Source organism: Kinneretia sp. DJ1R-11, from assembly GCF_025717595.1.
In the GTDB taxonomy this organism is placed as follows: Bacteria; Pseudomonadota; Gammaproteobacteria; order Burkholderiales; family Burkholderiaceae_C; genus Paucibacter_A.
Genome location: NZ_JAJIRR010000006.1, coordinates 42,264 through 67,826 on the forward strand (window position 1 = coordinate 42,264; position 25,563 = coordinate 67,826).

At 65.1% G+C, this 25,563-nt stretch carries 24 protein-coding genes and 2 tRNA genes; 11 read left to right on the plus strand and 15 right to left on the minus strand.

The window, feature by feature from the left end; translation table 11 throughout:
- Positions 1–83 precede the first annotated feature (83 nt).
- Genes LNV23_RS11940 through LNV23_RS11950 form a run of 3 tightly spaced genes read right to left on the minus strand, consistent with a single transcriptional unit; the run spans position 84 to position 2,055 of the window.
- Entirely contained in the window at positions 84–527 is a 444-nt protein-coding gene (locus LNV23_RS11940) for a group II truncated hemoglobin (protein ID WP_263563181.1), read from the minus strand.
- Entirely contained in the window at positions 524–1,363 is an 840-nt protein-coding gene (locus tag LNV23_RS11945; protein WP_263563182.1) for a MinD/ParA family protein, read from the minus strand. Before LNV23_RS11945 ends, LNV23_RS11940 begins: the two co-directional genes overlap by 4 nt.
- Positions 1,360–2,055, minus strand: a complete 696-nt coding sequence (locus LNV23_RS11950; protein ID WP_263563183.1) for a GGDEF domain-containing protein — start codon at positions 2,053–2,055, stop codon at positions 1,360–1,362. Before LNV23_RS11950 ends, LNV23_RS11945 begins: the two co-directional genes overlap by 4 nt.
- 214 nt (positions 2,056–2,269) lie before the next feature.
- Between LNV23_RS11950 and LNV23_RS11955 the strand changes: the two genes are divergently transcribed.
- From LNV23_RS11955 to LNV23_RS11970, 4 genes are all read left to right on the plus strand, one after another.
- A complete protein-coding gene (locus LNV23_RS11955; protein ID WP_263563184.1) occupies positions 2,270–3,121 on the plus strand; it encodes a CheR family methyltransferase in 852 nt (283 codons plus the stop codon).
- Between the two features lie 95 nt (positions 3,122–3,216).
- Positions 3,217–3,849: a chemoreceptor glutamine deamidase CheD gene (gene cheD, locus LNV23_RS11960; RefSeq protein WP_263519861.1), complete on the plus strand. Its 633-nt coding sequence runs from the start codon at positions 3,217–3,219 to the stop codon at positions 3,847–3,849.
- A 27-nt stretch (positions 3,850–3,876) separates the two neighbouring features.
- Entirely contained in the window at positions 3,877–4,995 is a 1,119-nt protein-coding gene (locus LNV23_RS11965; RefSeq protein WP_263563185.1) for a protein-glutamate methylesterase/protein-glutamine glutaminase, read from the plus strand.
- Positions 4,996–5,123: 128 nt separating this feature from the next.
- Positions 5,124–6,932 (plus strand): GGDEF domain-containing protein, encoded by a 1,809-nt coding sequence (locus LNV23_RS11970; protein ID WP_263563186.1) that lies wholly within the window; start codon positions 5,124–5,126, stop codon positions 6,930–6,932.
- 13 nt (positions 6,933–6,945) lie between these two features.
- Here LNV23_RS11970 and hemW read toward each other — a convergent pair whose 3' ends face one another.
- From hemW to LNV23_RS11995, 5 genes are read right to left on the minus strand one after another with little or no spacing between them, the layout of a single operon-like run.
- Positions 6,946–8,136, minus strand: coding sequence for a radical SAM family heme chaperone HemW (gene hemW / locus LNV23_RS11975; protein WP_263563350.1), 1,191 nt, complete (start codon positions 8,134–8,136; stop codon positions 6,946–6,948).
- Between the two features lie 13 nt (positions 8,137–8,149).
- The gene (gene rdgB / locus LNV23_RS11980) at positions 8,150–8,764 is read right to left on the minus strand and encodes an RdgB/HAM1 family non-canonical purine NTP pyrophosphatase (protein ID WP_263563187.1); all 615 of its coding nucleotides are present in this window, start codon (positions 8,762–8,764) and stop codon (positions 8,150–8,152) included.
- Positions 8,761–9,498 (minus strand): ribonuclease PH, encoded by a 738-nt coding sequence (rph, locus tag LNV23_RS11985; RefSeq protein WP_318023231.1) that lies wholly within the window; start codon positions 9,496–9,498, stop codon positions 8,761–8,763. Before rph ends, rdgB begins: the two co-directional genes overlap by 4 nt.
- 13 nt (positions 9,499–9,511) lie before the next feature.
- On the minus strand, positions 9,512–10,456 hold the full coding sequence (locus tag LNV23_RS11990) for a PP2C family protein-serine/threonine phosphatase (RefSeq protein WP_263563188.1): 945 nt from the start codon (positions 10,454–10,456) through the stop codon (positions 9,512–9,514).
- The gene (locus tag LNV23_RS11995) at positions 10,453–11,421 is read right to left on the minus strand and encodes a serine/threonine protein kinase (protein ID WP_102769957.1); all 969 of its coding nucleotides are present in this window, start codon (positions 11,419–11,421) and stop codon (positions 10,453–10,455) included. The genes LNV23_RS11990 and LNV23_RS11995 overlap by 4 nt, the downstream gene beginning before the upstream one ends.
- Before the next feature lie 45 nt (positions 11,422–11,466).
- Between LNV23_RS11995 and LNV23_RS12000 the strand changes: the two genes are divergently transcribed.
- From LNV23_RS12000 to LNV23_RS12015, 4 genes are all read left to right on the plus strand, one after another.
- Complete coding sequence (locus LNV23_RS12000) at positions 11,467–12,399, plus strand: YicC/YloC family endoribonuclease (RefSeq protein WP_318023232.1); 933 nt, start codon at positions 11,467–11,469, stop codon at positions 12,397–12,399.
- A gap of 54 nt (positions 12,400–12,453) precedes the next feature.
- Positions 12,454–13,074 (plus strand): guanylate kinase, encoded by a 621-nt coding sequence (gene gmk / locus LNV23_RS12005; RefSeq protein WP_263519805.1) that lies wholly within the window; start codon positions 12,454–12,456, stop codon positions 13,072–13,074.
- Positions 13,075–13,140: 66 nt separating this feature from the next.
- Positions 13,141–13,344: a DNA-directed RNA polymerase subunit omega gene (gene rpoZ / locus LNV23_RS12010; RefSeq protein WP_263519804.1), complete on the plus strand. Its 204-nt coding sequence runs from the start codon at positions 13,141–13,143 to the stop codon at positions 13,342–13,344.
- A gap of 146 nt (positions 13,345–13,490) precedes the next feature.
- Positions 13,491–15,776 (plus strand): RelA/SpoT family protein, encoded by a 2,286-nt coding sequence (locus LNV23_RS12015; RefSeq protein ID WP_263563189.1) that lies wholly within the window; start codon positions 13,491–13,493, stop codon positions 15,774–15,776.
- Here LNV23_RS12015 and greB read toward each other — a convergent pair.
- A complete protein-coding gene (gene greB / locus LNV23_RS12020) occupies positions 15,773–16,339 on the minus strand; it encodes a transcription elongation factor GreB (RefSeq protein ID WP_263563190.1) in 567 nt (188 codons plus the stop codon). The genes LNV23_RS12015 and greB overlap by 4 nt on opposite strands.
- Positions 16,340–16,384: 45 nt before the next feature.
- Here greB and LNV23_RS12025 point away from each other — a divergent pair, with 45 nt between their 5' ends.
- A complete protein-coding gene (locus tag LNV23_RS12025; protein WP_263563191.1) occupies positions 16,385–17,527 on the plus strand; it encodes a CaiB/BaiF CoA transferase family protein in 1,143 nt (380 codons plus the stop codon).
- 59 nt (positions 17,528–17,586) lie between these two features.
- Here the strand turns inward: LNV23_RS12025 and LNV23_RS12030 are convergent.
- The 6 genes from LNV23_RS12030 to hemC all read right to left on the minus strand — a co-directional run bounded on the left by LNV23_RS12030 (position 17,587) and on the right by hemC (position 22,286).
- Positions 17,587–17,663, minus strand: a tRNA-Arg gene (locus tag LNV23_RS12030).
- Positions 17,664–17,893: 230 nt separating this feature from the next.
- Positions 17,894–17,970: transfer RNA gene (locus tag LNV23_RS12035), tRNA-Arg, on the minus strand.
- Between the two features lie 57 nt (positions 17,971–18,027).
- Complete coding sequence (locus LNV23_RS12040) at positions 18,028–19,275, minus strand: heme biosynthesis HemY N-terminal domain-containing protein (RefSeq protein WP_263563192.1); 1,248 nt, start codon at positions 19,273–19,275, stop codon at positions 18,028–18,030.
- Positions 19,276–19,335: 60 nt separating this feature from the next.
- Positions 19,336–20,529 carry a uroporphyrinogen-III C-methyltransferase gene (locus LNV23_RS12045; protein ID WP_263563193.1) on the minus strand — a complete coding sequence of 398 codons (1,194 nt, stop codon included), beginning with the start codon at positions 20,527–20,529 and terminating at the stop codon, positions 19,336–19,338.
- Positions 20,522–21,334, minus strand: coding sequence for a uroporphyrinogen-III synthase (locus LNV23_RS12050; protein WP_263563194.1), 813 nt, complete (start codon positions 21,332–21,334; stop codon positions 20,522–20,524). Before LNV23_RS12050 ends, LNV23_RS12045 begins: the two co-directional genes overlap by 8 nt.
- A gap of 13 nt (positions 21,335–21,347) precedes the next feature.
- Positions 21,348–22,286 (minus strand): hydroxymethylbilane synthase, encoded by a 939-nt coding sequence (gene hemC / locus LNV23_RS12055; RefSeq protein WP_411910573.1) that lies wholly within the window; start codon positions 22,284–22,286, stop codon positions 21,348–21,350.
- Between the two features lie 108 nt (positions 22,287–22,394).
- Here hemC and ppc point away from each other — a divergent pair, with 108 nt between their 5' ends.
- Positions 22,395–25,238: a phosphoenolpyruvate carboxylase gene (gene ppc, locus LNV23_RS12060; protein ID WP_411910574.1), complete on the plus strand. Its 2,844-nt coding sequence runs from the start codon at positions 22,395–22,397 to the stop codon at positions 25,236–25,238.
- Between the two features lie 83 nt (positions 25,239–25,321).
- Complete coding sequence (locus LNV23_RS12065; protein WP_263563196.1) at positions 25,322–25,525, plus strand: putative motility protein; 204 nt, start codon at positions 25,322–25,324, stop codon at positions 25,523–25,525.
- Positions 25,526–25,563 lie beyond the last annotated feature (38 nt).

Consider the following 25,563-nt stretch of genomic DNA (forward strand, 5'->3'; position numbering starts at 1 on the left):
GGCTTGAGGACTCAGCCGCCGGCCGCGCCGGCCGCTGAGTCCGGTCCCCTCGGGGGACCGACCGCGTACCCGCGGGCGAGGGGTTAACAATTGCGCATCCAGTCCGCCGTCCCCATAAAGCTCTCAAGCAGCCGCTGTTGCAGCGCTGGGTCCAGCGCCACATCTTGCATGGCCATGCCCATGCATGCAACCCACTGGTCACGCTCAGCGATGCCAATTCTGAAAGGCAGATGCCGAGCGCGCAGGCGCGGATGGCCGAAGCGTTCGATGTAGTGGTCGGGGCCGCCCAGCCAACCGCAGAGGAACCAGAACAGCTTGTCGCGAGCGATGTCGAGGCTGGGGCCGTGGGCGGCGCGCAGCTCAGTGAACGCGGGCTCCAGCTCCATCAGATCGTAGAAGCGATCGACCAAGGCGCGCACCCGCGCTTCACCGCCCACCCACTCGAAAGCGGTGGCCGGCGTGGGCTCTGGCGAGCCAGACAGCGCGGAGGAAGTGGGAGATTCGGGGGAAGTGTCTGAACTGCTCATCCCAGCAGTTTATTGGCCAATGCTTTGATGGCCTGGGCTGCATCACTGCCTGGGTAGTGTTCGAGCACCAACTGGCGCTTGAGCACCGCCTGGCGCACCGCCTGGTCGCTCTTGACCTCGCCGAGCAACTCCAACTTGAAAGCCTGGCCCGGCTTGGCGCCGACAAAGCGCTGCAGCACCTGCTGCAACTGCCCGCAAATCAGCTTGCCTTCACCGACCCGGTTGGCCTGATTGACCAGCAGGCCGACTTCGCGACGGTCCTGCTGGGTGGCCAGCACCTTGATGGTGGCGTAGGCGTCGGTCAGTGAAGTGGGCTCGGGCGTGGCCACGACCAGCACATCGGCGGCCATGGAGATGGAAAACAGCACCACATCAGAGATGCCTGCGCCGGTATCGAACAAGATCCAGTCAAAGCGCGGCCGAACCATCTCGACGATGTGCAGGAGCTTGTCGCGCACTTCAGGCGTCAGGCGCGAGTATTCGACCATGCCCGAGCCGGCGAGCAGCACCGAAAAGCCGCCCGGCGCCGGCAGGATGGCCTGTTCTAGGGTCGCCTTTTCCGTGAACACATCGTGCAGGGTCAGCTTGGGGTGCAAGTTCAGCACCACATCGAGATTGGCCAGCCCCAGGTCGGCATCCAGCACCAGCACTTTCTGGCCGCGCAGGGCCAAAGCGGCAGCCAGGTTGGCCGTGACAAAGGTCTTGCCCACGCCGCCCTTGCCGCTGGTCACGGCCAAGGTGCGGGCACCCGCGCGGCTGCCCGTCTTGGGCGCCGGCCGAGCCGCCCCTTGCGGTGCCATCGGCATCGATGCAGCAGGATCAGGTGTCGTACTCATTCACTTTCCTGTTGCGTTACGGCGAACAACATGCCTTTTTCTTCGGCGCTGACCAGGGACTCCACCTGATTCTCCAGACAGGCACGGTTGCGGCCTTCAGCCTTGGCCCGGTAGAGCTGCCGGTCGGCCCGCTCCATCCAAAGCAAGGACGAGGACCTCACCCACTGCGGCGCAAAAGCACCGCCCAAGCTGACCGTCACCGACAAAACCTGGCCCGAGGCGATTTGGATGCGCAGCTCGGCCACTCGTTCACGCAAGCGCTCTGCCACCGTGGCCGCAAATCCGGCAGCACATTTGGGCAGGACGATGGCGAATTCCTCGCCACCGACGCGCGCCACCGTATCCATGGGTCGCACCACCTGATTGAGTGCCCCGGCGACGGCTTGGATCACCACATCGCCGGCCGCATGACCGTAGCTGTCGTTGACGGCCTTGAAATGATCGATGTCCAGCATGAGGAGCAAGGCCGATTCGCCGGACCGAGCAACCCGGTCCACTTCGCGCGACAGCGCCATTTCAAAACTGCGACGATTGACCAAGCCGGTCAAGGCATCCTTGCTGGACAGATCGCACAAAGCATCCAGAATGCCTTGCACCCAGTCCTCGCTGTACGGTTCCGCCTCAGGCAGCAAAGCGCCGGCCTGCTGCAGCAGCTGCAGGGCCAGGTCGAGCCGCAGGCGTCGGGCGTCCATCAAAGCGGGTGGTGGGCTTGTTTCCAAGATGTTCCAAGGGCGAGTGCGGGCTCAGTCTAGCAGTGGGGGTTTGTGGCCAAAGTTGCAATCTGGCCCTCATTGGCGGCTTTGTTTGCCCTATGCTGAAGGCGCTTGAACCGCCAGACTGCCAGTCGATGCAAAATCAAAACCCGGGCTGCGCACAGCCGCCATGGGCGATAACCGAGCTCCACCTATGCCAGCTGTTCCAAGTGCCTCAGGCGCCGAAGTCATCGACCACGAGTTCAGCTTCAGTCGCGCCGACTTCGACCGCGTACGGGAACTGATCTACAAGCATGCCGGCATCAGCTTGCACGATGGCAAGCACGCCATGGTCTACAGCCGCCTGTCCCGGCGATTGCGCGAGACCGGCCACAAGTCCTTCGCGGCCTATCTGCAATGGCTGGAGAACGCCAGCGGCGCCGAAGGCACGCAGGAGTGGCAGGAGTTCGTCAACTGCCTGACCACCAACCTGACCTCCTTCTTCCGCGAAGAGCACCACTTCCACGCCCTGACCGACGACCTCAAGCCTTTGGCCGGCAAGCCGGTGCGCATCTGGTGTTGCGCAGCTTCAACCGGCGAAGAGCCCTACTCGATCGCCATCACCTGCAGCGAAGCCCTGGGTAGCAATGCTCAGATGCAAATCGTGGCCAGCGACATCGACACCAATGTGCTGAACACAGCGCGCCGCGGTGTCTACAACGCCGACGCCCGCGGTCTGGACTCGAACCGGTTGAAGACCTTCTTCATGCGCGGCACCGGCGGCAACTCGGGCCGCATCCGCGTCAAGCCTGAGTTGCAGCGCTGGATCGACTTCAAGTCTCTGAATCTGATGGATGCGCAGTGGTCGCTCGGTGAGCCCTTCCACATCGTGTTCTGCCGCAATGTGATGATCTATTTCGATCCGCCCACGCAGCGCAAGGTGCTGGAGCGCATCCACCGCGTGATGCGACCGAACGGCTTGCTGTTCGTCGGCCACTCCGAGAATTTCACCGATTCGCGAGACCTCTTCCGCCTGCGCGGCAAGACCATTTACGAGCGCGTCTGAGCCCAGCGCCGGCGCAGCCCTCAAGTTCAAACTCCAGCGACCGATAAAAAAACATGAGCACCCCCCCGCCCCCTTCCGGTGCAGGCACCGGCTCGATGTTCACCAGTGGCGCGGGAGCGGCCCGCGTTGCCCAGCTCAAGGCCGTGCCGCGCAAGCCAGGTGAAGCATCGTTCTTCTTCTACGACGCCCATTTCAAGAATGCGGCGGTGAAGATCCTGCCCGGTGAATACTTCGTGGACAACGAAGACCTGCTGGTCATGACCACCCTCGGCTCCTGCATTGCAGCCTGCCTGTGGGACCGCCATGCGCAGATCGGTGGCATGAATCACTTCATGCTCCCAGAAGGCAGCGGCGACTCAGGGCGCTACGGCTCCTTCGCCATGGAACTGCTGATCAACGAGATGATGAAGCGCGGCGCCTCCAAGGGCCGCATGGAAGCCAAGATCTTTGGCGGTGGCGCCGTGATCGCCGGCATGAACACCATCAATGTCGGCGAGCGCAACACCAATTTCGTGATCGATTTCCTCAAGCTCGAGCGCATCCCCATCGTTTCCAAGGACGTGATGGACATCTACCCGCGCAAGGTTTGCTTCCTGCCCTTCAGCGGCAAGGCCATGGTCAAACGACTGGCCCCCGCCAACACCGACGCCCTGGTGCAACAGGATCGCAATGCCGCGCAAAAAGCCCAGCCCGTGGTGGCAACGGGTGGCTCGGTCGACCTGTTCTGATTTCAGGCCCAAGAGGAGAAGTACGCAATGGCCAAAACAACTGTGGTGGTGGTCGACGATTCGGCGCTGGTGCGCAGCATCCTGACCGAGATCATCAACCGCCAGACCGATATGGAATGCATCGGCGCCGCCGCCGACCCACTGCTGGCGCGCGAAATGATCCGAGCCCTCAACCCCGATGTGATCACCTTGGACATCGAGATGCCGCGCATGGACGGCCTGGATTTCCTGTCCCGCCTGATGCGCCTGCGGCCCATGCCTGTGGTGATGGTGTCCACGCTGACCGAGCGCGGCGCCGAAGTGACCCTGAAGGCGCTCGAACTCGGTGCGGTGGACTTCGTGGCCAAGCCCAAGATCGGCGTGGCCGATGGCATCCGCCTGCTCGCCGATGACATCACCGACAAAATTCGCATTGCTGCCAAGGCCCACATCCGGCGCAGCCATGCCGCCCTGCCCGCCTCGGGTGCCACCGGCGCCTCAGCCCACGCAGGGCACGCACCGGCCGCACCGGCCAAGCCCGTCACCATGGCCAGCTTGGGCCGGCTTTCGACCGAAAAAATCATCTTCATCGGCGCCTCCACCGGCGGCACCGAAGCGACCAAGGACGTGTTGATCAATCTGCCCGCCGACTGCCCGGCCGTGGTCATCACCCAGCACATGCCGCCCGGCTTCACCAAGAGCTATGCAGCGCGCCTGGACAGCCTGTGCCGCATCCGCATCAAGGAGGCCACGGACGGCGAGCGCATCCTGCCCGGCCATGGCTATATCGCGCCGGGCGGATTCCATCTCAGCGTCGAACGCTCCGGCGCCAACTACATCGCCCGGGTCCAGGACGGTGAACCGGTGAACCGGCACAAGCCCTCGGTCGAGGTGCTGTTCCATTCCGCGGCGCGTGTGGTCGGGCCAAATGCACTGGGCATCATGTTGACCGGCATGGGCGCCGACGGCGCCAAGGCCATGAAGGTCATGAAGGACGCCGGCTCCTACAACCTGGTGCAGGACGAGGCCACCTGCGTGGTCTTCGGCATGCCGCGTGAGGCCATCAATGCGGGTGCTGCCGACGAAGTGCTGCCGCTGAATCAGATCGCACCGCGTCTGATCGAGCGCCTGCGCAGCACCTCGGGCATGTCACTCAATCGCGTGTAGGCAGGCCGCCACACCGGGCCTAACGCCAAGGCCGCAGGGCTGAGCAATTGCTCACGCCGCTGCGGCCTTCGTCGTTTCCGGGGCTGCGTTTCGTCGCCCTGTCACGCATGCGCGGCAGCATGCAAGGCATGACGAACACCGCCACTCTGAACCGTCCGCCGCTGGCGTCGCCACCGGCCCAGCGCGCCCCCTTGAGCGTACAGACGCTGATTGATCAGGCCCTGCTCACCACGGTATTCCAGCCGATCGCTCAGCTCGATTGCGGCCTGATCTACGGCCACGAGGCCCTGGTGCGCGGGCCCCTCGGCAGCGCCCTGGAATACCCCGATGCGCTGTTCAGCGCCGGGCGCGAGGAAGGGCTGAGCAACGAGCTGGAAGTGCACTGCGCCATGCAGGCCATTGCGGACTGGAGCCGGCTCAAGCTGCCTGGCCGCCTGCTGCTCAATATGAGCGCCACGGCCCTGTCCAGCGCTGTCTCCGAGGGCGTGGCGCAAGATCGGCTGTTCGTCTGCGAAGACCATGGCATCTGCGCCAGCCGCCTGATGATCGAGCTGACCGAACATGAGCGTGTCGCCGACATCGAAAGCCTGCGCCGCGCCATCGCAGTGCTGCGCCGCAAGGGCGTGGGCATCGCCTTGGACGACTTCGGTGACGGCCGCTCCTCGCTGCGCCTGTGGTCGGAGATCCAGCCCGACATCGTCAAGATCGACAAGTACTTCACCCACGACCTGCCCGACCATGCGGAGAAGCTGCAGACCTTCCGTGCCCTGCTGCAACTGGCCGAAACCTTTGGCGCCCAGCTGGTGGCCGAGGGCATCGAGAACGCCGAGGAACTGCGCGTGCTGCGTGATCTCGGCGTGGCCTTCGGGCAAGGCTGGCTGATCGGCCGCCCCAGCCGCGACGGCGCCCGCGAAGCGCTCAGTGGCGCCCGCGACGTGCTGTCCAGCAGCGAGATTGCGGTGCTGCCCGAGCTGCGCCGCGCCTCCAGCAATGGCGTGACGGCCGAGCGTCTGATGATGGAAGCCGTCACGGTGACGGCGGAAACCACCCATGAGCAGCTGTTCCGCGTCTTCAACGCACACGAGGATTTGCACGCCATTGCAGTGCTCAACGCGGGCCAAGAGCCGGTGGCCCTGATCGACCGGGCGCAGTTCATCAATCGCTGGGCCAAGCCCTTCTTCATGGACCTGTACGGTCGCCACTCCTGCACCCTGTTTGCCAACCCGACGCCCTTGATCGTCAACGCCGACACCGGTATCGAGGCCCTGACCACGGTGCTGACTTCGGCCGACCAGCGCTATTTACGCGAAGGCTTCATCATCGTGCGCGAGGGCCGCTATCTGGGCCTGGGCACGGGCGAACAGCTGGTGCGCTCGGTCACCGAGGCGCGCATCGAAGCGGCGCGCCATGCCAACCCGCTGACCTTTCTGCCCGGCAACATCCCGATCAGCCAGCACATCGGACGGCTGCTGACCAGCGGCCGTGAGTTCGTGGCTGCCTATGCCGACCTCAACCACTTCAAGCCCTTCAACGATGAGTACGGCTATTGGCGCGGCGACGAGATGATCCGCTTGGTGGCGCGCGTGGCCAGCAACCACTGCGACAGCCAGCGCGACTTTCTCGGCCATGTCGGCGGCGATGATTTCGTCATGCTGTTCCAGAGCGCCGACTGGGAGCAGCGTTGCGAGCAGATCGTCAACGGCTTCAATGAACTGGCCCGCAACCTCTTCGATGCCGCAGCCCTGCAAGCCGGCGGCATCATGGCCGAGGACCGCCACGGTGATATGCGCTTCCACCCCTGCACCACGCTCAGCATTGGCGCGGTGCGGGTCAGCCCCGGCAGCCTGCAGCGCGCCGAAGATGTGGCCAGCGCTGCGGCCACGGCCAAGCGTCATGCCAAGCATGAGGCCTTGAGTGTCTATGTGATGGCGGCCTGAGGCGCCGAAGCGATCAATCCGCCAAGAACAGGGATTGCAGGTCGCTGAGGAAATCGAAGCCCCGGGCGGTGGCCGCGATGCGCGCCGGGTCGAGCTCGAGCAGGCCGCGCTGGCGACCTTGCTCCAGGGCGCGGGCAATGCTCGACGGCGGCAGGCCGGTACGTTCCAGATAGGACTGCAGGCCCACGCCCTCGCGCAGGCGCAAGGCATTGAGCATGAACTCGAAAGGCAGCTCGGCGCGGGCCACTTCGTTCTCGTTGGACACCGCCGTTCCGTCAATCGCCTGCGTCATATAGGCCGCCGGCTCACGCCAGCGCACCTGGCGCAGCACGCGGTGCGGGAAGGAAATTTTGCTGTGCGCACCGGCGCCGATGCCGAGGTAGTCACCGAACTGCCAGTAGTTCAGATTGTGAGCGCAACGGTGTCCAGCCCGGGCATAGGCCGAGACTTCATAACGATCCATGCCCACGGCACCGGTGCGCGCCGTGATCAGGTCCAACATCTCGCTGGCCAGGTCAGCATCGGGCAGGTCCTGCGGCGGTGCTGTGGCGAAACGGGTGTTGGGCTCGATGGTCAGGTGATAGACGGACAGATGCGGCGGCGCAAAAGCCAGGGCCATGCTCAGTTCCAGATCCAGCTCGGCCAGGCTCTGGCCCGGCAATGCGTACATCAGGTCGATGTTGAAGGTTTCGAACGCCTGCGCTGCCTCGGCGATGGCGGCTCGCGCCTGCTCGCCGTTGTGCACCCGGCCCAAGGCCTTGAGCTTGGCATCGTCGAAACTCTGCACGCCGATGGACAAGCGGGTCACGCCGGCCGCGCGGAAGCCCTTGAAGCGGTCGCGCTCGAAAGTCCCCGGGTTGGCTTCCAGCGTGATTTCGCAGCCCGGCTCCAGCGGCAAGCGGGCGCGCAGGTCCGAGATCAGCTCGGCAATCTGCTCCGGCGGAAACAGGCTGGGCGTGCCGCCGCCGATGAAGATGCTGACCACCGGCCGGCCCCAAATCAAAGGCAGTGCCGCCTCCAGGTCTGCCCGCAAGGCGGCCAGGTAAGCGCGCGCGGTGTCAACCGGAAGTTCGCGCGCGGCACCGTCGACGCGCCATTCATGGCTGTTGAAATCACAGTACGGGCATTTGCGCAGACACCAGGGCAGGTGCACATAGAGCGAGAGCGGCGGCAGCGCCGGCAGGCTCAGCGTGCCCGGCCGCATCAGGCGAATGACATCAGCCAAGATGCCAGACCTCGCGCATCTGCTCGGCCAAGTCGGCGGCAGCCAAAGCGCGGTGGCTCCGCCCATTCTTTTCGCTCCCGCTCAACTCGGCCACGCTGCGGCCCAAGTCGGGAATGAACATCAGCGGGTCATAACCAAAACCGGCCTCGCCTTGAGCATCACACAAAATCTGCCCCTGCCAGCGACCCATGGCAATCAGCGGCTCAGGGTCGCGCGCGCTGCGCACGGCCACCAGAGCACAGACAAAGCGTGCCGCCCGCTGCTCGGGCGCAGGAAACTGCGCCAATTGCTCCAAGAGCACGCGGTTGTTGTCGGCGTCCGACTTGGGCTGGCCGAACAGCGTGGCATAACGTGCAGAAAGCACGCCAGGCGCACCCGCCAGCACCTCGACCACCAGGCCGGAGTCATCGGCAAGGGCCGGCAGACCGCTGGCCTCGGCCGCATGCCGGGCCTTGGCTAGAGCGTTCTCGGCGAAGGTGCCAAAAGGCTCTTCGGCCTCCGAGATGCCGAGCGAACCCTGGGTCAGCAACTCCACGCCCAAGGGCGCGAACAAGGCCTGCAGCTCGATCAACTTCTTGGCATTGTTGGAGGCGAGAACAATCTTCATGCCGACAGGGCTGCCTTTTGGGCAGCCAGCAGCTCACGAATACCCTTCTCTGCCAGGTCCAGCAAGGCATTCATCTCGGCGCGGCTGAAGGCCACGCCCTCGGCCGTGCCTTGCAGTTCGACAAAACCGCCGTCGGCCGTCATCACCACATTCATGTCGGTGTCGCAGGCCGAGTCTTCGGTGTACTCCAAGTCCAGCAGGGGCGTGCCCTCGACGATGCCCACCGAAATCGCTGCCACCGCCTGGCGGATCGGGCTGGCCGTGATCTTGCCCTGAGCCAAGAGCCAGCTGACCGCATCGGCCGCTGCCACATAGGCGCCGGTGATCGCCGCAGTGCGGGTACCGCCATCGGCTTGCAGCACATCGCAGTCGAGTGCGATGGTGCGTTCACCCAACAGCTTCAGATCAAACACACAGCGCAGCGAGCGGCCGATCAGGCGCTGAATTTCCTGGGTGCGACCGCTCTGCTTGCCTCGGGCGGCCTCGCGGTCGCTGCGGGTGTGGGTGGCGCGCGGCAGCATGCCGTATTCCGCAGTGACCCAGCCTTCACCGGATCCGCGCTTGTGCGGCGGCACTTTTTCTTCCACCGAGGCCGTGCACAGCACCTTGGTGCCGCCGAATTCAATCAGCACCGAACCTTCGGCATGGCAGGTGTATTGGCGGGTGATGCGCACCGTGCGAAGTGCATCCGCCGCGCGGCCACTGGCGCGCAGCGCGCGGTTTGTTTCAGTCATGATGAAAAGTCCTTCAGGATTTCTTGAGAACGCCGTTCTGGCGCTCGTTGGCGCGGCGTATGGCTTCATTGATCTCGCGCACCGAGCGCTCGATTTCGGCCTCATCCAGCTCATCACCGCCGGAGCGGGCATCCTGGCCGGCGGCTTGGATGGTGGTGGCGAAGCCATCGTCGGACAGGCTGCGGGTGGAAATGCCGGCTTCGGTGTGGCCGTCGTCTGAATCAGCCTCGCCTTCCCACTCCACCGCCAGAGCCGTGACATTGTCACAGCGCGGCCCACCATTGCGCAGGGCCTGCTCCACCAGCTCCGGCACGGCATCAGCGACCGCGCTGGCAGCCAAATGCTCGGTGATCAAGTCATCGGGCACCGTGCCCCACAGTCCGTCGGAGCAGAGCAGCAGTCGGTCTCCCTGTTCGAGCAGCATGGGGCCATGGGTATCGACCATGGGCTTGCCCGGGCTGCCCAGGCAAGTCAGCAAGACATTGCGGTTGAAGGTCTCGCCTTCTTGCGGCACCCGGCCCAAGGCATTTTGCAGCTCGAGGTAGGAGTGGTCGCGGGTGCGAGCGATCAGCTTGCCGGCCCGCACCATATACAAACGGGAATCGCCGCAATGCGCCCAGAAAGCCCGCCGCCCCTGTAACACACAGGCCACGATGGTGGTGCGCGGCGTGTCGCTCATGCCTTTCTCGGCGGCATAGCGGAGCAGTTGCTGATGGGCGATCAGCACGGCATCCTGCAAAAAAGCCGCCGGGTCCTGCAAGGCCGGCGTGGCATCGCGCTGGAACAGCGCCGCCAAAGTCTGCAGGGCCATCTGCGCGGCCACCTCGCCCTCGGGATGCCCACCGAGACCATCGGCCAAGGCAAACAGCCCGGCCTCACGGGTGTAGCAATACCCCATGCGGTCTTCATTCTTCTCACGCCGGCCGCGGCGGCTCACCTGGAAGGTGCTGAACCTCACGCTTTGGCTCCGGTCTTCAGATTCTCCAGTTGCAACTTGAGGCGCTCGCTGAAACTGAGTTTGGTGTAGCGGCGCTCGGTCTCACGTGCCAGCTCCTTCTGCAAGGAGAACACGCTTTGGGGACGCGACAAAGGGTCCAGCGACATGCACCATTCCGTCACTTCGATGAGATTGTCGGAATAGACATTGCGCAAGCGCGACAGACTCAGGGCCAGGCGATCCTTCTCCAGGCGCTGCGGCGCGTCATTGGGCGGATAGCCCTGCATGCAGGCGTAGATGCAGGCGCCGATGGCATAGATGTCGGTCCAGGGGCCTAAGGCGCCATCTCGCCGGTACATCTCAGGCGCAGCGAAGCCCGGCGTGTACATGGGACGGATGAAATTGCCTTCCTTGCTCAGCACCTCTCGCGCCGCGCCGAAGTCCAGCAAGACCGCCTTGTTTTCATTGGTGATGAAGATATTGGCCGGCTTGATGTCCAAGTGCAGCATCTTGTGCTGGTGCACGATGCGCAAGCCGCGCAGGATCTCGTCGAAGAGGCTGCGGATGGTCGACTCGCGGAACACCTTGTCGCGCTTCATATCGCGCGCGGTGACGATGAAGTCCTGCAAGGTGTCACCCTGCAAGTAGTTCATCACCATGTAGACGGTTTCGTTCTCGCGCAGGAAGTTCAGCACCGAAACCACGCTCGGGTGTGAAATTTGCGCCAGGGAACGGCCTTCTTCGAAGAAGCTCTTCAAGCCCAGACGGTACAGTGGCTGCTTCTCGGGTTTGACGCGCGGCGTCAACTCGCCTGGCGAACGTTCAGCCAGGCTGGAGGGCAGATATTCCTTGAGGGCGACGAGGTGGCGTTCTGGGTCTTCGGCCAAATACACCACGCCGAATCCGCCTGCTGCCAACCGTTTGATGATCTGGTAGCCCCCAACCACCGTTCCCGCAGGCAAGGGCGCCGGTTTCGGCTTTGACATAATCGAGTTTTATTCCACACCGAACGCTAGATGCCAGTCTACAGCATGACGGGATATGCCAGCGTCAGCTCGCAACCCTCCGCCCCCAGTGAAAACACCGGGGCCTCCAATGCCAACACTGCGGCAGGCCAGAGCGCCAGCGCGGCCACCGTGACTGTCGAGTTGCGTTCGGTCAACGGCCGTTTCCTGGACCTGGGCTTTCGCATGCCCGAGGATTTGCGCGGTCTGGAACCGGCCCTGCGTGAACTGCTGACAGCCAAACTCAAGCGCGGCAAGATCGAGCTGCGCATCAACACCCAACGCGAAAGCGACAGCAACTGGCCCCAGCCACAGTCTGATCAGCTGAACAAGCTGGCACGGCTGGAAGGCTCGGTACAGAACTGGCTGCCCAAGGCCCAACCCCTGTCGGTCCACGAAGCCCTGATCTGGTGCAAGGGTGGCGGCTCGGCGACCGAGAAGCTCGACGAACCGGCCCTGGAGGCCGCTCGCCAGTGCGTGGCAGGCCTGCTGGAGGCACGCGAACGCGAGGGCGAGAAGCTGGTCGCCATCTTGCTGGAGCGCATCAGCCATCTGCGCCAGCTGGCCGATGCCGCCGAGCCCATGCTGCCGGCCATCGTGCAGCGCCAGCAGCAGCGTTTTCTCGAGCGTTGGCAAGAAGCCCTGGCCAGCACCGGCGCGGCCCAGACCATCCCCGAAGAGAACCTGCGCGAGCGCGCCCTCAACGAGGCCGCTGCCTACGCCATCCGCATCGACGTGGCTGAAGAACTGGCCCGTCTGCGCGCTCACCTGGAAGAAATCGCCCGTCTGCTCAAGAAGGGTGGCGAGATCGGCAAGCGCCTGGACTTCCTGATTCAGGAACTGCACCGCGAGGCCAACACCCTGGGCTCCAAGGCCGCGGCCCTGGAGTTGACCAATATCTCGGTGGAGATGAAGGTCGCCGTGGAGCAGTTGCGCGAGCAGGTGCAGAACATCGAATAAGCCGGCTGCCCCACAGCCTTTCGCAGCCATTCCCTCTAAACAACGCTCCGTTTCATGGAATATCCCGGCAATCTCTTCGTCGTCGCTGCACCCAGCGGCGCCGGCAAATCCAGCTTGGTCAAGGCCTTGCTGGAACTCGACGCCAAGCTCGACGTCTCGATCTCCCACACCTCGCGTGCCCCGCGCGGCCAGGAACAGCACGGCCGAGAGTACTGGTTCACGCCCGAGGCCGAGTTCCGCGCCATGGCGGCCCGTGGTGAGTTCTTCGAATGGGCCGAGGTGCATGGCAATCTGTACGGCACCTCACGCGCCGCCATCGAAGCCCGCATGGCCCATGGTGATGATGTGGTGCTCGAGATCGACTTCCAAGGGGCACTGCAGATCAAGCAGCTGTTCCCCTATGCGGTACTGATCTTCATCCTGCCGCCGAGCTGGGACGAGCTGCAGCAACGATTGAACCGCCGCGGCGACACCGCGCCTGAGGTGATTGCCCAGCGAATGGCCAATGCACGCATCGAGGTGGCGCAAGCGCAAAACTTCGATTTCGTGGTCGTGAACGCCGTGTTTGACACCGCAGTTTTCGATCTCAAGGCCATCGTCCACGCACAGCGGTTAAAATACGCGGCTCAGCGCCGGAATCGCTCAGCCGTCTTCCGCGCTCTTGATCTGCCCTGAAGCCTGTTTGCCTGGCAAATATCTTCAGAATCCGATCCCCACGAACACCTGAACTGGAATCCACACATGGCCCGCATCACCGTTGAAGACTGCCTGACCAAGATCCCCAACCGCTTCCAGCTGGTGCTCGCCGCAACCTACCGCGCCCGCATGCTGAGCCAAGGCCACACGCCCAAGGTCGAAAGCAAGAACAAGCCCGGCATCACCGCACTGCGCGAGATCGCGGCTGGCGAAGTCGGCATTGAAATGCTGCGCAAAGTGCCGGTCTGATTCAGCCGCCACTGCTCTGAACAACGGGCGCCTCCGGGCGCCCGTTGTCGTTTCTGCTCACCGAGATGACAGGCAGGCGATACCGAATGACACGGTCTTCTGCGCCAGCGCAGATGGCAGCTGATTTCATCGGTTAAATTCGAGCCATGGGTTTTCGATCATTTGCTGTCTCTCGCCTGCCCGCCGCGCTCAGCGGCTTGTCGGGTCTGCGCCCCGCCCCCGAGCCAACGGCCGCCGAGGCGGCATCGTTTGACGCCCTGGTCCAGCATCTGGGTTATCTGCCGAAAGCGGACATCAAGCGCATCCGCGAAGCCTATAAATTCGCCGATGAAGCCCACCTCGGCCAGTTCCGGGCCAGCGGCGAGCCCTACATCACCCACCCGATTGCCGTGGCTGGCATCTGCGCCGAGTGGCGTCTGGACGCCCAGGCCATCATGGCCGCCCTCATGCACGACGCCATGGAAGACTGTGGCGTCACCAAGACGGAACTGATTGAGCGCTTCGAGGCGCCGACGGCCGAGCTGGTCGATGGCCTGACCAAGCTCGACAAGCTGCAGTTCTCGACCAAGGAAGAGTCCCAGGCCGAATCCTTCCGCAAGATGCTGCTGGCCATGGCGCGCGATGTGCGCGTCATCCTGATCAAGCTGGCCGACCGTTTGCACAATATGCGCACCATGGAGGCCATGGCCGCACCCAAGCGCCGCCGCATCGCTCGGGAAACGCTCGACATCTATGCACCCATCGCGCACCGCCTGGGCCTGAACGAGATCTACCGCGAGCTGCAGGACCTGTCCTTCCAGCACATCCACCCTTGGCGCCACGCGGCTTTGTCCAAGGCGATTGGCAAGGCACGTGGCAACCGCCGCGACTTGGTCTCGCGCATCGAGCGCGATGTCGTCAAAGCCTTTGCCGACGGAGCTCATCCGGTGCAGATCCATGGCCGCGAGAAGGCCATCTACTCGATCTACAAAAAGATGCGCGAGAAGCACCTGAGCTTCGCCCAGGTCAGCGACATCTTCGGCTTCCGCGTCGTGGTCGACGAGCTGCCGCAATGCTATTTGTCCCTGGGCGTGCTGCACCAGCTCTACAAGCCGCAGCCGGGCCGTTTCAAGGACTACATCGCCATCCCCAAGCCCAATGGCTACCAAAGCCTGCACACCACCCTGGTCAGCCCGCTGGGCACGCCGGTGGAGTTTCAGATCCGCACCGAGGCCATGCACATGGTGGCGGAAAAAGGCGTGGCCGCCCATTGGCTGTACAAAAAGGGCGGCAACCCCAGCGGCACCAGCGCCGAGAGCGCCCAGCAGCTGGGCTCGCGTTGGCTGCAGTCCCTGATCGACATCCAGGACGAAACTCGCGACGCCAACGAGTTCCTCGAACACGTCAAGATCGACCTGTTCCCGGATGCTGTCTACGTCTTCACCCCCAAGAGCCGCATCATGGCACTGCCCAAGGGCGCCACGCCGGTGGACTTCGCCTATGCCATCCATTCGGACGTGGGAGACCATTGCGTGGCAGCCAAGATCAACGGCGAGCCGGTCCCGCTGCGTGCCGAGCTGCGCAGCGGCGATGTGATCGAAATCGTCACGGCCGCGGGCGCCCGCCCCAATCCGGCGTGGCTGAGCTTTGTCCGCACAGGCCGGGCCCGCTCCAAGATCCGCCACTTCCTCAAAAACCTGGAGCAGGAAGAAAGCCGGGATCTGGGCGAGAAGATGCTGGCTCAAGCGCTCCGGGCCGAAGGGCTGAGCTTGCCCAGCCTCAGTGACGAAGACGACGACGCAGCCTTGCTCTGGCAACAGCTGGCCCGCTGGGCTGGCAACCGCCATGCTGACGAGCTGCTGGTCGAGATCGGCCTGGGCCGCAAGATCGCCACCATCGTCGCCAAGAAGCTGGCCCGCATGCTGGCCGAGCAAGGCCAGCGGCCAGATGCCGTCATGCTCAGCATCGGCCGCTTCACCGCTGATGACGGGCCCTCACAGGGTCAGGTCACGCTGGACGGCAGCGAAGGCGCCTCGGTGCGTCTGGCCGCCTGTTGCCGCCCCATCCCCGGCGACGAGGTCAAGGGCTATCTGGGTCGCGGCGAAGGACTGTTGGTGCACACAGCCGAATGCCAGGTCGGCCGCAAACTCTTCCAGCGCGACGCCGAACATTGGATCGCGGTGAATTGGGCCGAGGAACTGACCCGGCCCTTCGAGGCTGCCGTGTCCTTGCTGCTGAAGAATGGCAAGGGCGTACTGGCGCAAGTGGCGTCGGCGGTGAGCGCAGCCGAAGCCGACATCACGCACATCATGATGAGCGACGAGATGCAGCAACGCGAGACCGCCGAGATGAACCTCATCCTGTCGGTGCGCGACCGCCTGCACCTGGCCGATGTGCTTCGCACACTCAAGCGCTCACCTGCCGTGCTGCGGGTCTGGCGCGTCAAGCCTTAAGGCTTCGAAGCTTCCGGCTTCGGGTAGCTGACTTCCAGCACCTCGATCTGCTCGACACCGCCGGGCGTCATCAACTGCAGCTCATCGCCCACCCGCGCCTTCAAGAGCACACGGGCGATCGGTGATACCCAAGACACCTCGCCGGCCAGGCTGTCGGACTCATCGATGCCTTTGATGGTGATGGTGCGCTCCTCACCTTTGGCGGTGGCGTAGCTGACGGTGGCGCCGAAGAAGATCTGCTCATTGCCGTAGTGCAGGCTCGGGTCAGCCACCTCAGCCAGGTCCAGACGCTTATTCAGAAAGCGCAGGCGACGATCGATTTCACGCAGACGCTTCTTGCCATAGAGATAGTCGCCGTTCTCGCTGCGGTCGCCATTCTTGGCCGCCCAGGAAACGATCTCGACGATCTTGGGCCGCTCCTCGTCCAACAGCGTCATGAATTCGGCCCGCATGCGGGCATAGCCTTGCGGCGTCATGTAATTGCGCGCACCTTGAGGCAAGGCCGGTAGGGCCAGGTCCTCGTCATCATCGGCGTCGCTTTCCTTGGTGAATGCCTTGCTCATGGGTGTATTGTCCCAGCAAGCACCCCACTACCGACAAGCTCCCCCATGCATGTACCTCTGAACGCCTCCGGCCCACTGCAAGGCCTGCGCGTGATCGAACTGGCGGGCATTGGTCCGGCACCACTGTGCGGGATGCTGCTGGCCGACCTGGGCGCCGATGTAATCGTGATCGAGCGGCCTTCTGCCGCCGCCGAGCCCGAACGCATCGGCACCGGCGCCGCACTGAACCGAGGCAAACGCTCGGTCTGCCTCGACCTCAAGACCACGGCCGGCCGCGAGGCAGCTCGCGCCATGATCCTCAGCGCTGATGCGCTGATCGAAGGTTTCCGGCCGGGCGTGATGGAGCGCTTGGGCCTTGGTCCTTTGAGCTTCACGGAGCCGCACCCGCGCCTGGTCTACGGCCGCATCACGGGCTGGGGCCAGACCGGCCCCTGGGCCCATCGGGCGGGGCACGACATCAACTACCTGGCCTTGAGCGGCGCCCTGTCGATCGCCTCGCGCAGCGGACAGGCGCCCAGTGCGCCGGCCAGCATGCTGGGCGATATGGGCGGCGGGGCCATGTTCTTGGCACTGGGGCTGCTCAGCGCCTTGTTGGAAGCACAGCGCTCGGGTCAGGGTCAGGTCATCGACGCTGCCATCGTGGACGGCTTGGGCACCTTGAGCAGTCTGGTGCTGGCCATGGGCAGCGAGGGCCATTGGCAGGATCGCGCACAAGACAACTTCTTCCTGCACAACTCACCGTTTTACGACTGCTTCGAATGCGCCGACGGTAAGTTCCTCAGCCTCGGCGCCATCGAAGCACCGTTTTATGCGCAGTTGCTGCAAGGTCTGGGCTTTGATGACGTCGACCCTACTTTGCAACTGCAGAGCAGCGAATGGCCGGCACTGCGCGAACGGGTCAGCGAGCGCATCAAGACTCGCAGCCGCGATCAATGGATGAATGATCTGGCGGGCTTGGAATGCTGCGTAGCTCCGGTGCTGAGCATGGACGAAGCGGCCCGACATCCGCAGCAGCAGGCGCGCACCAGTCATGTCATGGTCGAGGGGCACTGGCAAGCGAGCCCGGCACCGCGCTTTTCCCGGAGCACATTGCGAACGCCGCAAGTAGGCCCTAAACCCGGCGAACACACAGAGCAGGTGCTGGCCGAATTGGGCCTTTCCCTGCCGCAGGCCGAAGGTTTGACCTGAGCAAAAACAACAAAGCCCCGATGATTTCTCATCGAGGCTTTGTGCATTTTTTATTGTTTTGGTGCGGCTGGCAGGATTCGAACCCACGACCCCTTGGTTCGTAGCCAAGTACTCTATCCAACTGAGCTACAGCCGCTCCAAGCCCTCTACTATAGCACGGTATTTTTGTACCGCACAAGTCTTTTTAAAAATTCTTGCGAACTCTTCAAAACCCCCATCTGAGCCAATTTGAATCAATATCTCAATTCAAACCCAACCCCTTCGCCAGACTCTGCGTCAAGGAAACTCGAGGCCAAGTTTTCACTCGGCACAACAGGAATTGAAAAAGGTCAGCGATTTCTCACTGACCTTTTCGTTTTCTTCTTTTGGTGCGGCTGGCAGGATTCGAACCCACGACCCCTTGGTTCGTAGCCAAGTACTCTATCCAACTGAGCTACAGCCGCCAAGCCTCAGACTATAGCATGGTTTATACCGCTGAGGCAAAGATTTCAGTTTTTGCATCACTGGACCAGCGCAGCAGACTCATGACACCGGGCACGGCGCTCCAGGTCGCCGTCCTGCTCGGCCAGGCGGGCCAGCATGAGCCAGCTGCGCCGACGCGCCGCCACAGCCAAGCTGGATTCATCAGCGACCTGTTCCAAAATCAATCGGGCCTTGCCCCAGAGCTGGCGCTCGGCCAGGGCGTGACCCAGGGCATAGTTGAAGGCGCGGTCGCGCGGGAAACGCTGCACCGCCGACTCCAGGCGCTGCAGCCACTCGGGGCCCAGGCCCGGCAAGACCAGCACCAAGGCCTCGGCCAGCGTTGCCCGCTCGTCGGCGCCCAGCTCGGCCACATCGTCCCAGAAGGGGCGCAGCCAGCCACGACCGTCATCGGGCACGCCGAGCGCTCCCGCGCGTTGGGCCGCCCTCGCGGCCACGAACACATCGCGGCGGTCGGCGCTGTCCAGTTGCTGCCAGACGGCACGCAGTTGGTCGGCATCGCGCGCAGCGTCGAGCGCCTCAAAGGCCAGAGAGCGCAGCAGGCCTTGCGCCGCGACCTTGGAAAAGCCTTGGTGCTTGGCCAGCAGACGTGCGGTGCGCAGCGCCTCCAGCGGCTGCTTGGCCAGACGGCTGGCCTGCAGCTTCAGGCGCAAGGCCTGGGTCCGGCGCGCCACGCCCGGCGAGAGCTCGGCCAACAGGCTCAGCGCGCGCGGCGCATCGCGGTCGTCCAGGGCCCATTCGGCAGCCAGCAAGCGGGCGCCCTCCTCTTGCGCACGGCCTTGCGGCGAACGCTTGGCAGCGTCCAGGGCCAGCTGCAGCTGCTCATCACGGCGGCGCTTGTCCTGCAGGCGATGGGCGCTGCTGGCCGACAGCAGATGACCCAGGGCCAGAAAGCCCTCGTCCTGCTGCAGCTCGGGCGTTTGCGCATGGATGCTGAGCGCACGCTGGGCAGCCTTCTGGGCACGGCCGTAGCGGGCGCCAAAGAACTCGGCCAGCGCATCGCGCAGAGCCAGCTGGGCGCCGCGCTCGCGCTGCGCCATGCGCCATTCATGCGCGCGACGCGGCAGGCTGGTCAGGGCACCGATGGTCTGGATGGCGGTGACCAAAGCAAAGCAGGTGCCGACCAAGGCCAGCAGGAACAGGTTCAACGACACATCCAGGCGCCAGCCGTTCCAGTAGAAGCTGGCCAGCCCGTCGTTCTGACCCAAAGCCAGCGCAGCCACCACCGCCACGGTGAACAAGAGGACCAACCACACCACCGTACGCATGAACCGAACCTTTGCTTTCGTTCTTATTGACTTGGGGAGCCGCAGCCCTGACCGGCGTGATCAGCGACCGGCCGCAGCTGCCGCCAGCGCGGCCAGGGTGTCATCGGGGCGAGGCACATTGACCTGGCGTGCCTGGCCGGCCACCTGGCGGACCAGCTCGATGGCCGAGCTGACCTTGCGCGAACGGGCATCGAAATAGTGGTTCAGCACGTCCTGGCTGTCGCGTAGATCGGCTTGTGCCGTGTCGAACTGGCGGCTCAGCAAGGCCAGGCGGGCATTGAGCAAGCGCAACTTGAGGTTCTCGCGCAGGAAAAAGGCCTGCTCGGGCGCCAGCAACACCGCCTCGGGGTGATCGATGCGGGTGACACGTACCAGGGTCCGGGTCTCGCCCCAGACCAGGCCGGCCATTTCGGCCAAGCGGGTCTTGGCCCGCCACCACCAGACCGCCAGCTGTCCATCCTCTTCACTCGGCGCAACTTCGGCCTTGCTTCCAGCCGACTTGGCCCCTGCTGTACTCGGCTTGGGCTTGACGCCCGAGGCCGGTGGCTCACCACCGCGCTCGGCCACCGCCAGCAGAGGCAGCTCGTCCAGCAAGCGCACCACTTCGTCGAGCTTGATCGTCAGGGTCGATACGTCGACCACGCTGATGGCCTTGACACGATCCAGATCGCGCGCCACGGCGCGGCGTACACCTTCCATACGCGGTTGTTTGTAGCGCAGCAGGCGCTCGTCGGCCTGCTTGAGCGTGGCCACCAAGGGCTCGACGCTGCCGGTCACGGCAGCCTGCTGCAGGGCGACGCGGATGGAAGCTTCGATGTCGCCGATGACGTTCTCGTCGCGCGAGCGGGACATGGACTGGATCAACTCTTCCAGCTGACCACGCTGCAGGGCGACCTCGGCCAGGCGGGCGTCGAGCAGCGCCACCTTGGCGGCCGTGTCACGGGTCAGGTCTTGCGACTGGCGCGAAGCGGCACGGGCCTCGCTGGCCTCGGCCTGCACCAGTTCCTGGCGGCGCACCAGCTCTTGCTCCAGCGCTTGCTGGCGGCTCAGGCCTTGCCAAGCCAGGCCCACACCGGCCAGCGAGGCGACACCGAGCAGCAGCAGGGTCACCGGCACCCAGCTCGGCAAGGCGGCGGCGGGCAGCGCGGCAGCGGGAACGGAAGTCGCGGAATTCAGGCTCGCGCCGGGCGCATCGCTGGCGGGCGCAGCAGCGCCCGTCGTGGCGTCGAGAGGGGGGGTTTGGGCTTCACTCACAGTGAAAATGATTGTAGGCGTCGGCCTGCACCGCACCGAAGGCTTGGGCCACGGCGGCCGCGTCGGGTCGCGTCAAAACCACATGCCCCCAGCCCTCGGCGCGCGCGCGCTCGGCAATGCGGGCATGGGTGGCCAAGCAGCGCTGGCGTGACCAGTCCACCCCGGCCGGTGCCAAGCTGTGCAGGTGTCCAACCGCCTCGCCGCTGCTGAACAGCCAGAGCATGCGCTGCGGCTGCGCGAGCAGATCAACCAGCTCCTGCTGCTGAGCCGCATCCAGCTGCGGGCAGCCGCGCCGGTAGACGCTGAAGAATTCGACCGGCGCCGCGCCGTGCTCGCGCAAGCGCTCGGCCAGCCAGTCGCGGCCCCCCTCGCCGCGCAGCATCAGCACCGCCTGGCCTTGCCAATCCATGCCGCTGAGCTGAGGCCACAAGTGCTCGGAATCGAGGCTGGGCGCGTCAGCCGGCGGCTGAATGATGTGGGACGGCGGCACGCCGGCCGCCTGCAAGGCGCGCGCGCTGCCGGGCCCGACACAGGCGGCCAGACAGGCCGCAGGCCATTCAAAACCCGCCGGTGCTTGCGCGAAAAAGCCCTCGACCGCGTTGGGGCTGACGAAGAAGGCCAAGCGCGCGCGCGACAAGGCCGCCCAGGCCGCTTGCGCCTGCGCGGGCTCCGCGGGGCTGATGGCCAGCAGTGGAAAGCTGCGCGCCGGCACCCCTTGAGCTTGCAAGCGCTGCAGCCAGTCGCCAGCCTGCTGCTGCGGCCGGGTCAGGATCAATTGCAAAGCGGCCGCTTCGGGCGACGCCATGGCGGCGAGCGAGTCAGGCTGCGGGCAGATAGTCCGCCGCGCCCAGATCACGCAGGGCCTGCGCGGCCTGCTCGCCCAAGGCCACGGCTTCGGCATCGCTGCGCACCGCGGCCTGCAGATGCGCCTTCAGCAAAGGCCGCTCGGGCGACTCGGCATGGCCCAGGGCCACAGCCACCTGCAGTTGCTCGCCCTGCCAGCGCGCATGGGCTGCCAGCGGCATGCTGCAGCTGCCGCCCAGGCTGCGCGAGACGGCGCGTTCGGTCTGCGTGGCCAGCCAGGTCGGGCGGTCGATCAAGGTGGCCAATTGAGCATTGAGTTCTGCCGCATCGGCGCGCAGTTCGATGCCCAGGGCGCCTTGGCCGGCGCAAGGAATCATCTCCTCGACGCTGAAATGGCTGCGGATGCGATCCGCCAGGCCCAGGCGCTTGAGGCCGGCGGCGGCCAGGACGATGGCGTCGTAGCCGCCTTCGTCCAGCTTGCGCAAGCGGGTGTCGAGATTGCCACGCAGTGGCTCGATGCGCAGATCGGGGCGCAAGGCCTTGAGCTGGGCGACGCGGCGCAGGCTGGAGGTGCCAACCAAGGCACCCTGCGGCAACTCAGTCAGAGAGGCATAACGGTTGGACACCAGAGCATCCCGCGGGTCTTCGCGCTCCAGGATGGAAGCCAGGGCGAAGCCCTCTGGCAGCTCCATGGGCACATCCTTGAGCGAATGCACGGCCAAATGGGCGCGGCCTTCTTCCAGCGCGGTTTCAAGCTCTTTCACGAACAAGCCCTTGCCACCGACCTTGGACAGGGTGCGGTCGAGGATCTGGTCGCCGCGGGTGGTCATGCCCAGCAGCTCGACGTTCAGATGCAGGCTGTGCTCCAGCAGCGCCTTGACATGCTCGGCCTGCCAGAGGGCCAGACGGCTTTCGCGCGTGGCGATGACGATGGTTTCTTTCATGGCCGGCATGCTAGCAGGCGGCTGATGTAACTCAACCGAAATTGGCGGCCCGAAGAAACTGCTAGAGTTGGATTGCCGTAACCTTGTTACATCACCCCTGTCCAGCCGAGCCCCGCCATGCCCGCCTCCTCGAAAGCCGCCCCGCGTCGCGCCAAGTCCGCCCCTCCGGCCCCCACCAGCAGCCGCCAGGCCGCCGACAAAAACCAGCCGCTGATGGACGACATCCGCCTGCTGGGCCGGATTCTGGGTGAGGTGATCCGCGAGCAGGAGGGCCGCGAGGCCTACGAGTTGGTCGAGCGCATCCGCCAGCTCTCGGTGGCCTTCCGTCACAAGCACGATGCGGCCGCGGGCAAGAGCTTTGACAAGCTGCTCAAGAGCCTGTCCGGCGAGCAGACGGTCAGCGTGATCCGCGCCTTCAGCTATTTCTCGCACCTGGCTAATATCGCCGAAGACCGCCACCATGTGCGCCGCCGCGAGGTGCACGAGCGCGCCGGCAGCCTGGCCGAAGGCTCGCTGGCCTTTGCCCTGGAACGCCTGCACGAGGCCGGCGTGCGCCCGGCCGAAATCGCCAAGACCCTGCAGCATGGCTTCATCTCGCCGGTGCTGACCGCCCACCCGACCGAGGTGCAGCGCAAGAGCATCCTCGATGCCGAGCGCGCCGTGGCCCAGTTGGTGGAGCAGCGCGACAGCCTGCACAGCGAGCGCGAGCGCCGCGACAACGAGGCCCTGATCCGCGCCCGCGTGACCCAGCTCTGGCAGACCCGCATGCTGCGCTACAGCAAGCTGACCGTGGCCGACGAGATCGAGAACGCCCTGTCCTACTACCAGGCCACTTTCCTGCGCCAGATCCCCAAGCTCTATGCCGAGCTGGAGGAAGCCCTGCCCGGCCATGAGTTCAACAGCTTTCTGCGCATGGGCCACTGGATCGGCGGCGACCGCGATGGCAACCCCAATGTCACCGCCACCACCCTGCGCCATGCGCTCTCGCGTCAGAGCGAAGTGGCGCTGCGCCACTATCTGACCGAGCTGCATGAGCTGGGCGCCGAGTTGTCCATCTCGGCCCGGCTGGCCCAGGTGACGCCCGAAATGCAGGCCCTGGCCGAACGCAGCCCGGACCGCAACGAGCACCGCATGGACGAGCCCTACCGCCGCGCCCTGACAGGCATGTATGCACGCGCCGCCGCCAGCCTGCAGCAGCTGACCGGCACTGAGGCCCTGCGTCATGCCGTGGCCCCGCAAGCGCCCTACGCCAGCCCGGACGAGCTGCTGGCCGATCTGCAGGTGATCGAGCGCTCGCTGCGCAGCCACCATGCCGGCGCCCTGATTGCGCCGCGCCTGAAACCCCTGATGCGCGCCGTGCGCGTGTTCGGCTTCCACCTGGCCACGCTGGACTTGCGCCAGAGCTCGGACCAGCACGAGGCCGTGATCGCCGAGCTGCTGCGCACCGCCCGCGTCGAGGCCGATTACAGCGCCCTGGACGAAGCCGGCCGCCGCGCCCTGCTGCTGCGCCTGCTGCAAGACGCCCGGCCACTGCGCGTGCACGGCGCCCAGTACAGCGAAAAAACCCTGAGCGAGTTGGCCATCTTCGAGGCGGCGCTGGAAAGCCTGCAGCGCTTCGGCCGCGAGGCGCTGCGCCACTACATCATCAGCCACACCGAGTCGGTCAGCGACCTGCTGGAAGCGCTGCTGCTGCTCAAGGAAGTCGGTCTGCTGCGCGGGACTTTAGATGGCGAGGCCGTCAGCGACCTGATCGTCTCGCCGCTGTTCGAGACCATTGGCGACCTGCGCGAGGCGCCAGTCATCATGGCCGAGTTCTACGCCCTGCCCGGCATCTCCGCCCTTCTCAAGCGCAGCGGTGGCGAGCAGGACATCATGCTGGGCTACTCCGACTCCAACAAGGACGGCGGCGTGTTCACCAGCAGTTGGGAGCTCTACCGCGCCGAGATCGCCCTGGTCGAGATGTTCGCCACCCTGCCCGAGGCCCGCGGCATCACCCTGCGCCTGTTCCACGGCCGCGGCGGCACCGTGGGCCGCGGCGGCGGCCCGAGCTACCAGGCCATCCTGGCCCAGCCCCCGGGCACGGTGAACGGCCAGATCCGCCTGACCGAGCAAGGCGAGGTGATCGCCTCCAAATACGCCAACCCCGAGATCGGCCGGCGCAATCTGGAAACCCTGGTGGCCGCCACACTGGAAGCCACCCTGCTGCACCCGACCAAGAGCGCGCCCAAGAGCTTCCTCGAGGCCGCGCAAGCCTTGTCGGACCTGAGCTTCGGCGCCTACCGCGGCCTGGTCTACGACACGCCCGGCTTTGCCGAGTATTTCTTCGCCGCCACGCCCATCCGCGAGATCGCCGAGCTCAACATCGGCTCGCGCCCGGCCTCGCGCAAGCCCACCCGCGCGATCGAAGACCTGCGCGCCATCCCCTGGGGCTTCAGCTGGGGCCAGAGCCGCGTCGCCCTGCCCGGTTGGTGCGGCTTCGGCTCGGCCGTGCTCGAGTTCCTGGGCCCCGAGGGCAGCGAGCAGCATGGCAAGAACCTGGGCTTGCTCAAGCGCATGTTCAAGCAATGGCCTTTCTTCCGCACCCTGCTGTCCAACCTGGACATGGTGCTGGCCAAGACCGATCTGGCGATTGCCGAGCGCTATGTCGACCTGGTCGAGGACAAGCGTCTGGGCAAAAAAATCTGCGCCGCGGTCAAGGCCGAGTTCGAGCGCACCAGCCTGGCGCTGAGCCTGATCACGGGCGAGCGCGAACGTCTGGCCGGCAACCCGGCCCTGGCCCGCTCGATCAGCCACCGCTTCCCCTACATCGACCCGCTCAACCACCTGCAGGTCGAGCTGCTGCGCCGCTACCGCGCGGTGCCGCTGGAGAGCCGCGCCAGCGACCCCAGCATGGAGCGGGTGCAGCGCGGCATCCACCTGTCGATCAACGGCATCGCCGCCGGCCTGCGCAACACCGGCTGAGCGCGCGGCCCCGCTCGGGGCCGCTCAAGTTCCCGGCCGGGGCGGCCGAAAACCTAGAAGCCTAGCCGCCCAAGGAGCCCCGAATGGAACTCGCCAACACCACCCTGGTCCACAACGCCGGCTCCGCCGCGCCCGGCAGCGTGCAGTCGAGTGCGCAGATGCTGGTGCTCAAGAAGGCGATCGACCTGCAAGGCCAAGGTGCCTTGGAATTGCTGGCCTCCGTGCCAGCCCAACCGGCGCTCGCAAGCAGCGGACATCTGGGCACGCGGCTCAATGCCTACGCCTGAACTCCATCGCTGCCCGGGCGCCGGACACTTCGACGCGC

What these genes read in the sequence shown, in the direction of transcription:
- LNV23_RS11995 (WP_102769957.1), bottom strand. Translation starts at nt 11,421, where the DNA reads ATGTCAAAGCCGAAACCGGCGCCCTTGCCTGCGGGAACGGTGGTTGGG.
- LNV23_RS11945 (WP_263563182.1), bottom strand. Translation starts at nt 1,363, where the DNA reads ATGAGTACGACACCTGATCCTGCTGCATCGATGCCGATGGCACCGCAA.
- cheD (WP_263519861.1), top strand. Translation starts at nt 3,217, where the DNA reads ATGTTCACCAGTGGCGCGGGAGCGGCCCGCGTTGCCCAGCTCAAGGCC.
- hemC (WP_411910573.1), bottom strand. Translation starts at nt 22,286, where the DNA reads ATGCCGGCCATGAAAGAAACCATCGTCATCGCCACGCGCGAAAGCCGT.
- LNV23_RS11970 (WP_263563186.1), top strand. Translation starts at nt 5,124, where the DNA reads ATGACGAACACCGCCACTCTGAACCGTCCGCCGCTGGCGTCGCCACCG.
- LNV23_RS12050 (WP_263563194.1), bottom strand. Translation starts at nt 21,334, where the DNA reads ATGGCGTCGCCCGAAGCGGCCGCTTTGCAATTGATCCTGACCCGGCCG.
- rdgB (WP_263563187.1), bottom strand. Translation starts at nt 8,764, where the DNA reads ATGAAGATTGTTCTCGCCTCCAACAATGCCAAGAAGTTGATCGAGCTG.
- hemW (WP_263563350.1), bottom strand. Translation starts at nt 8,136, where the DNA reads ATGCGGCCGGGCACGCTGAGCCTGCCGGCGCTGCCGCCGCTCTCGCTC.
- LNV23_RS11940 (WP_263563181.1), bottom strand. Translation starts at nt 527, where the DNA reads ATGAGCAGTTCAGACACTTCCCCCGAATCTCCCACTTCCTCCGCGCTG.
- rph (WP_318023231.1), bottom strand. Translation starts at nt 9,498, where the DNA reads ATGACTGAAACAAACCGCGCGCTGCGCGCCAGTGGCCGCGCGGCGGAT.
- greB (WP_263563190.1), bottom strand. Translation starts at nt 16,339, where the DNA reads ATGAGCAAGGCATTCACCAAGGAAAGCGACGCCGATGATGACGAGGAC.
- LNV23_RS12025 (WP_263563191.1), top strand. Translation starts at nt 16,385, where the DNA reads ATGCATGTACCTCTGAACGCCTCCGGCCCACTGCAAGGCCTGCGCGTG.
- LNV23_RS11965 (WP_263563185.1), top strand. Translation starts at nt 3,877, where the DNA reads ATGGCCAAAACAACTGTGGTGGTGGTCGACGATTCGGCGCTGGTGCGC.
- gmk (WP_263519805.1), top strand. Translation starts at nt 12,454, where the DNA reads ATGGAATATCCCGGCAATCTCTTCGTCGTCGCTGCACCCAGCGGCGCC.
- LNV23_RS12065 (WP_263563196.1), top strand. Translation starts at nt 25,322, where the DNA reads ATGGAACTCGCCAACACCACCCTGGTCCACAACGCCGGCTCCGCCGCG.
- ppc (WP_411910574.1), top strand. Translation starts at nt 22,395, where the DNA reads ATGCCCGCCTCCTCGAAAGCCGCCCCGCGTCGCGCCAAGTCCGCCCCT.
- LNV23_RS12040 (WP_263563192.1), bottom strand. Translation starts at nt 19,275, where the DNA reads ATGCGTACGGTGGTGTGGTTGGTCCTCTTGTTCACCGTGGCGGTGGTG.
- LNV23_RS11950 (WP_263563183.1), bottom strand. Translation starts at nt 2,055, where the DNA reads ATGGACGCCCGACGCCTGCGGCTCGACCTGGCCCTGCAGCTGCTGCAG.
- LNV23_RS12015 (WP_263563189.1), top strand. Translation starts at nt 13,491, where the DNA reads ATGGGTTTTCGATCATTTGCTGTCTCTCGCCTGCCCGCCGCGCTCAGC.
- rpoZ (WP_263519804.1), top strand. Translation starts at nt 13,141, where the DNA reads ATGGCCCGCATCACCGTTGAAGACTGCCTGACCAAGATCCCCAACCGC.
- LNV23_RS12000 (WP_318023232.1), top strand. Translation starts at nt 11,467, where the DNA reads ATGACGGGATATGCCAGCGTCAGCTCGCAACCCTCCGCCCCCAGTGAA.
- LNV23_RS11955 (WP_263563184.1), top strand. Translation starts at nt 2,270, where the DNA reads ATGCCAGCTGTTCCAAGTGCCTCAGGCGCCGAAGTCATCGACCACGAG.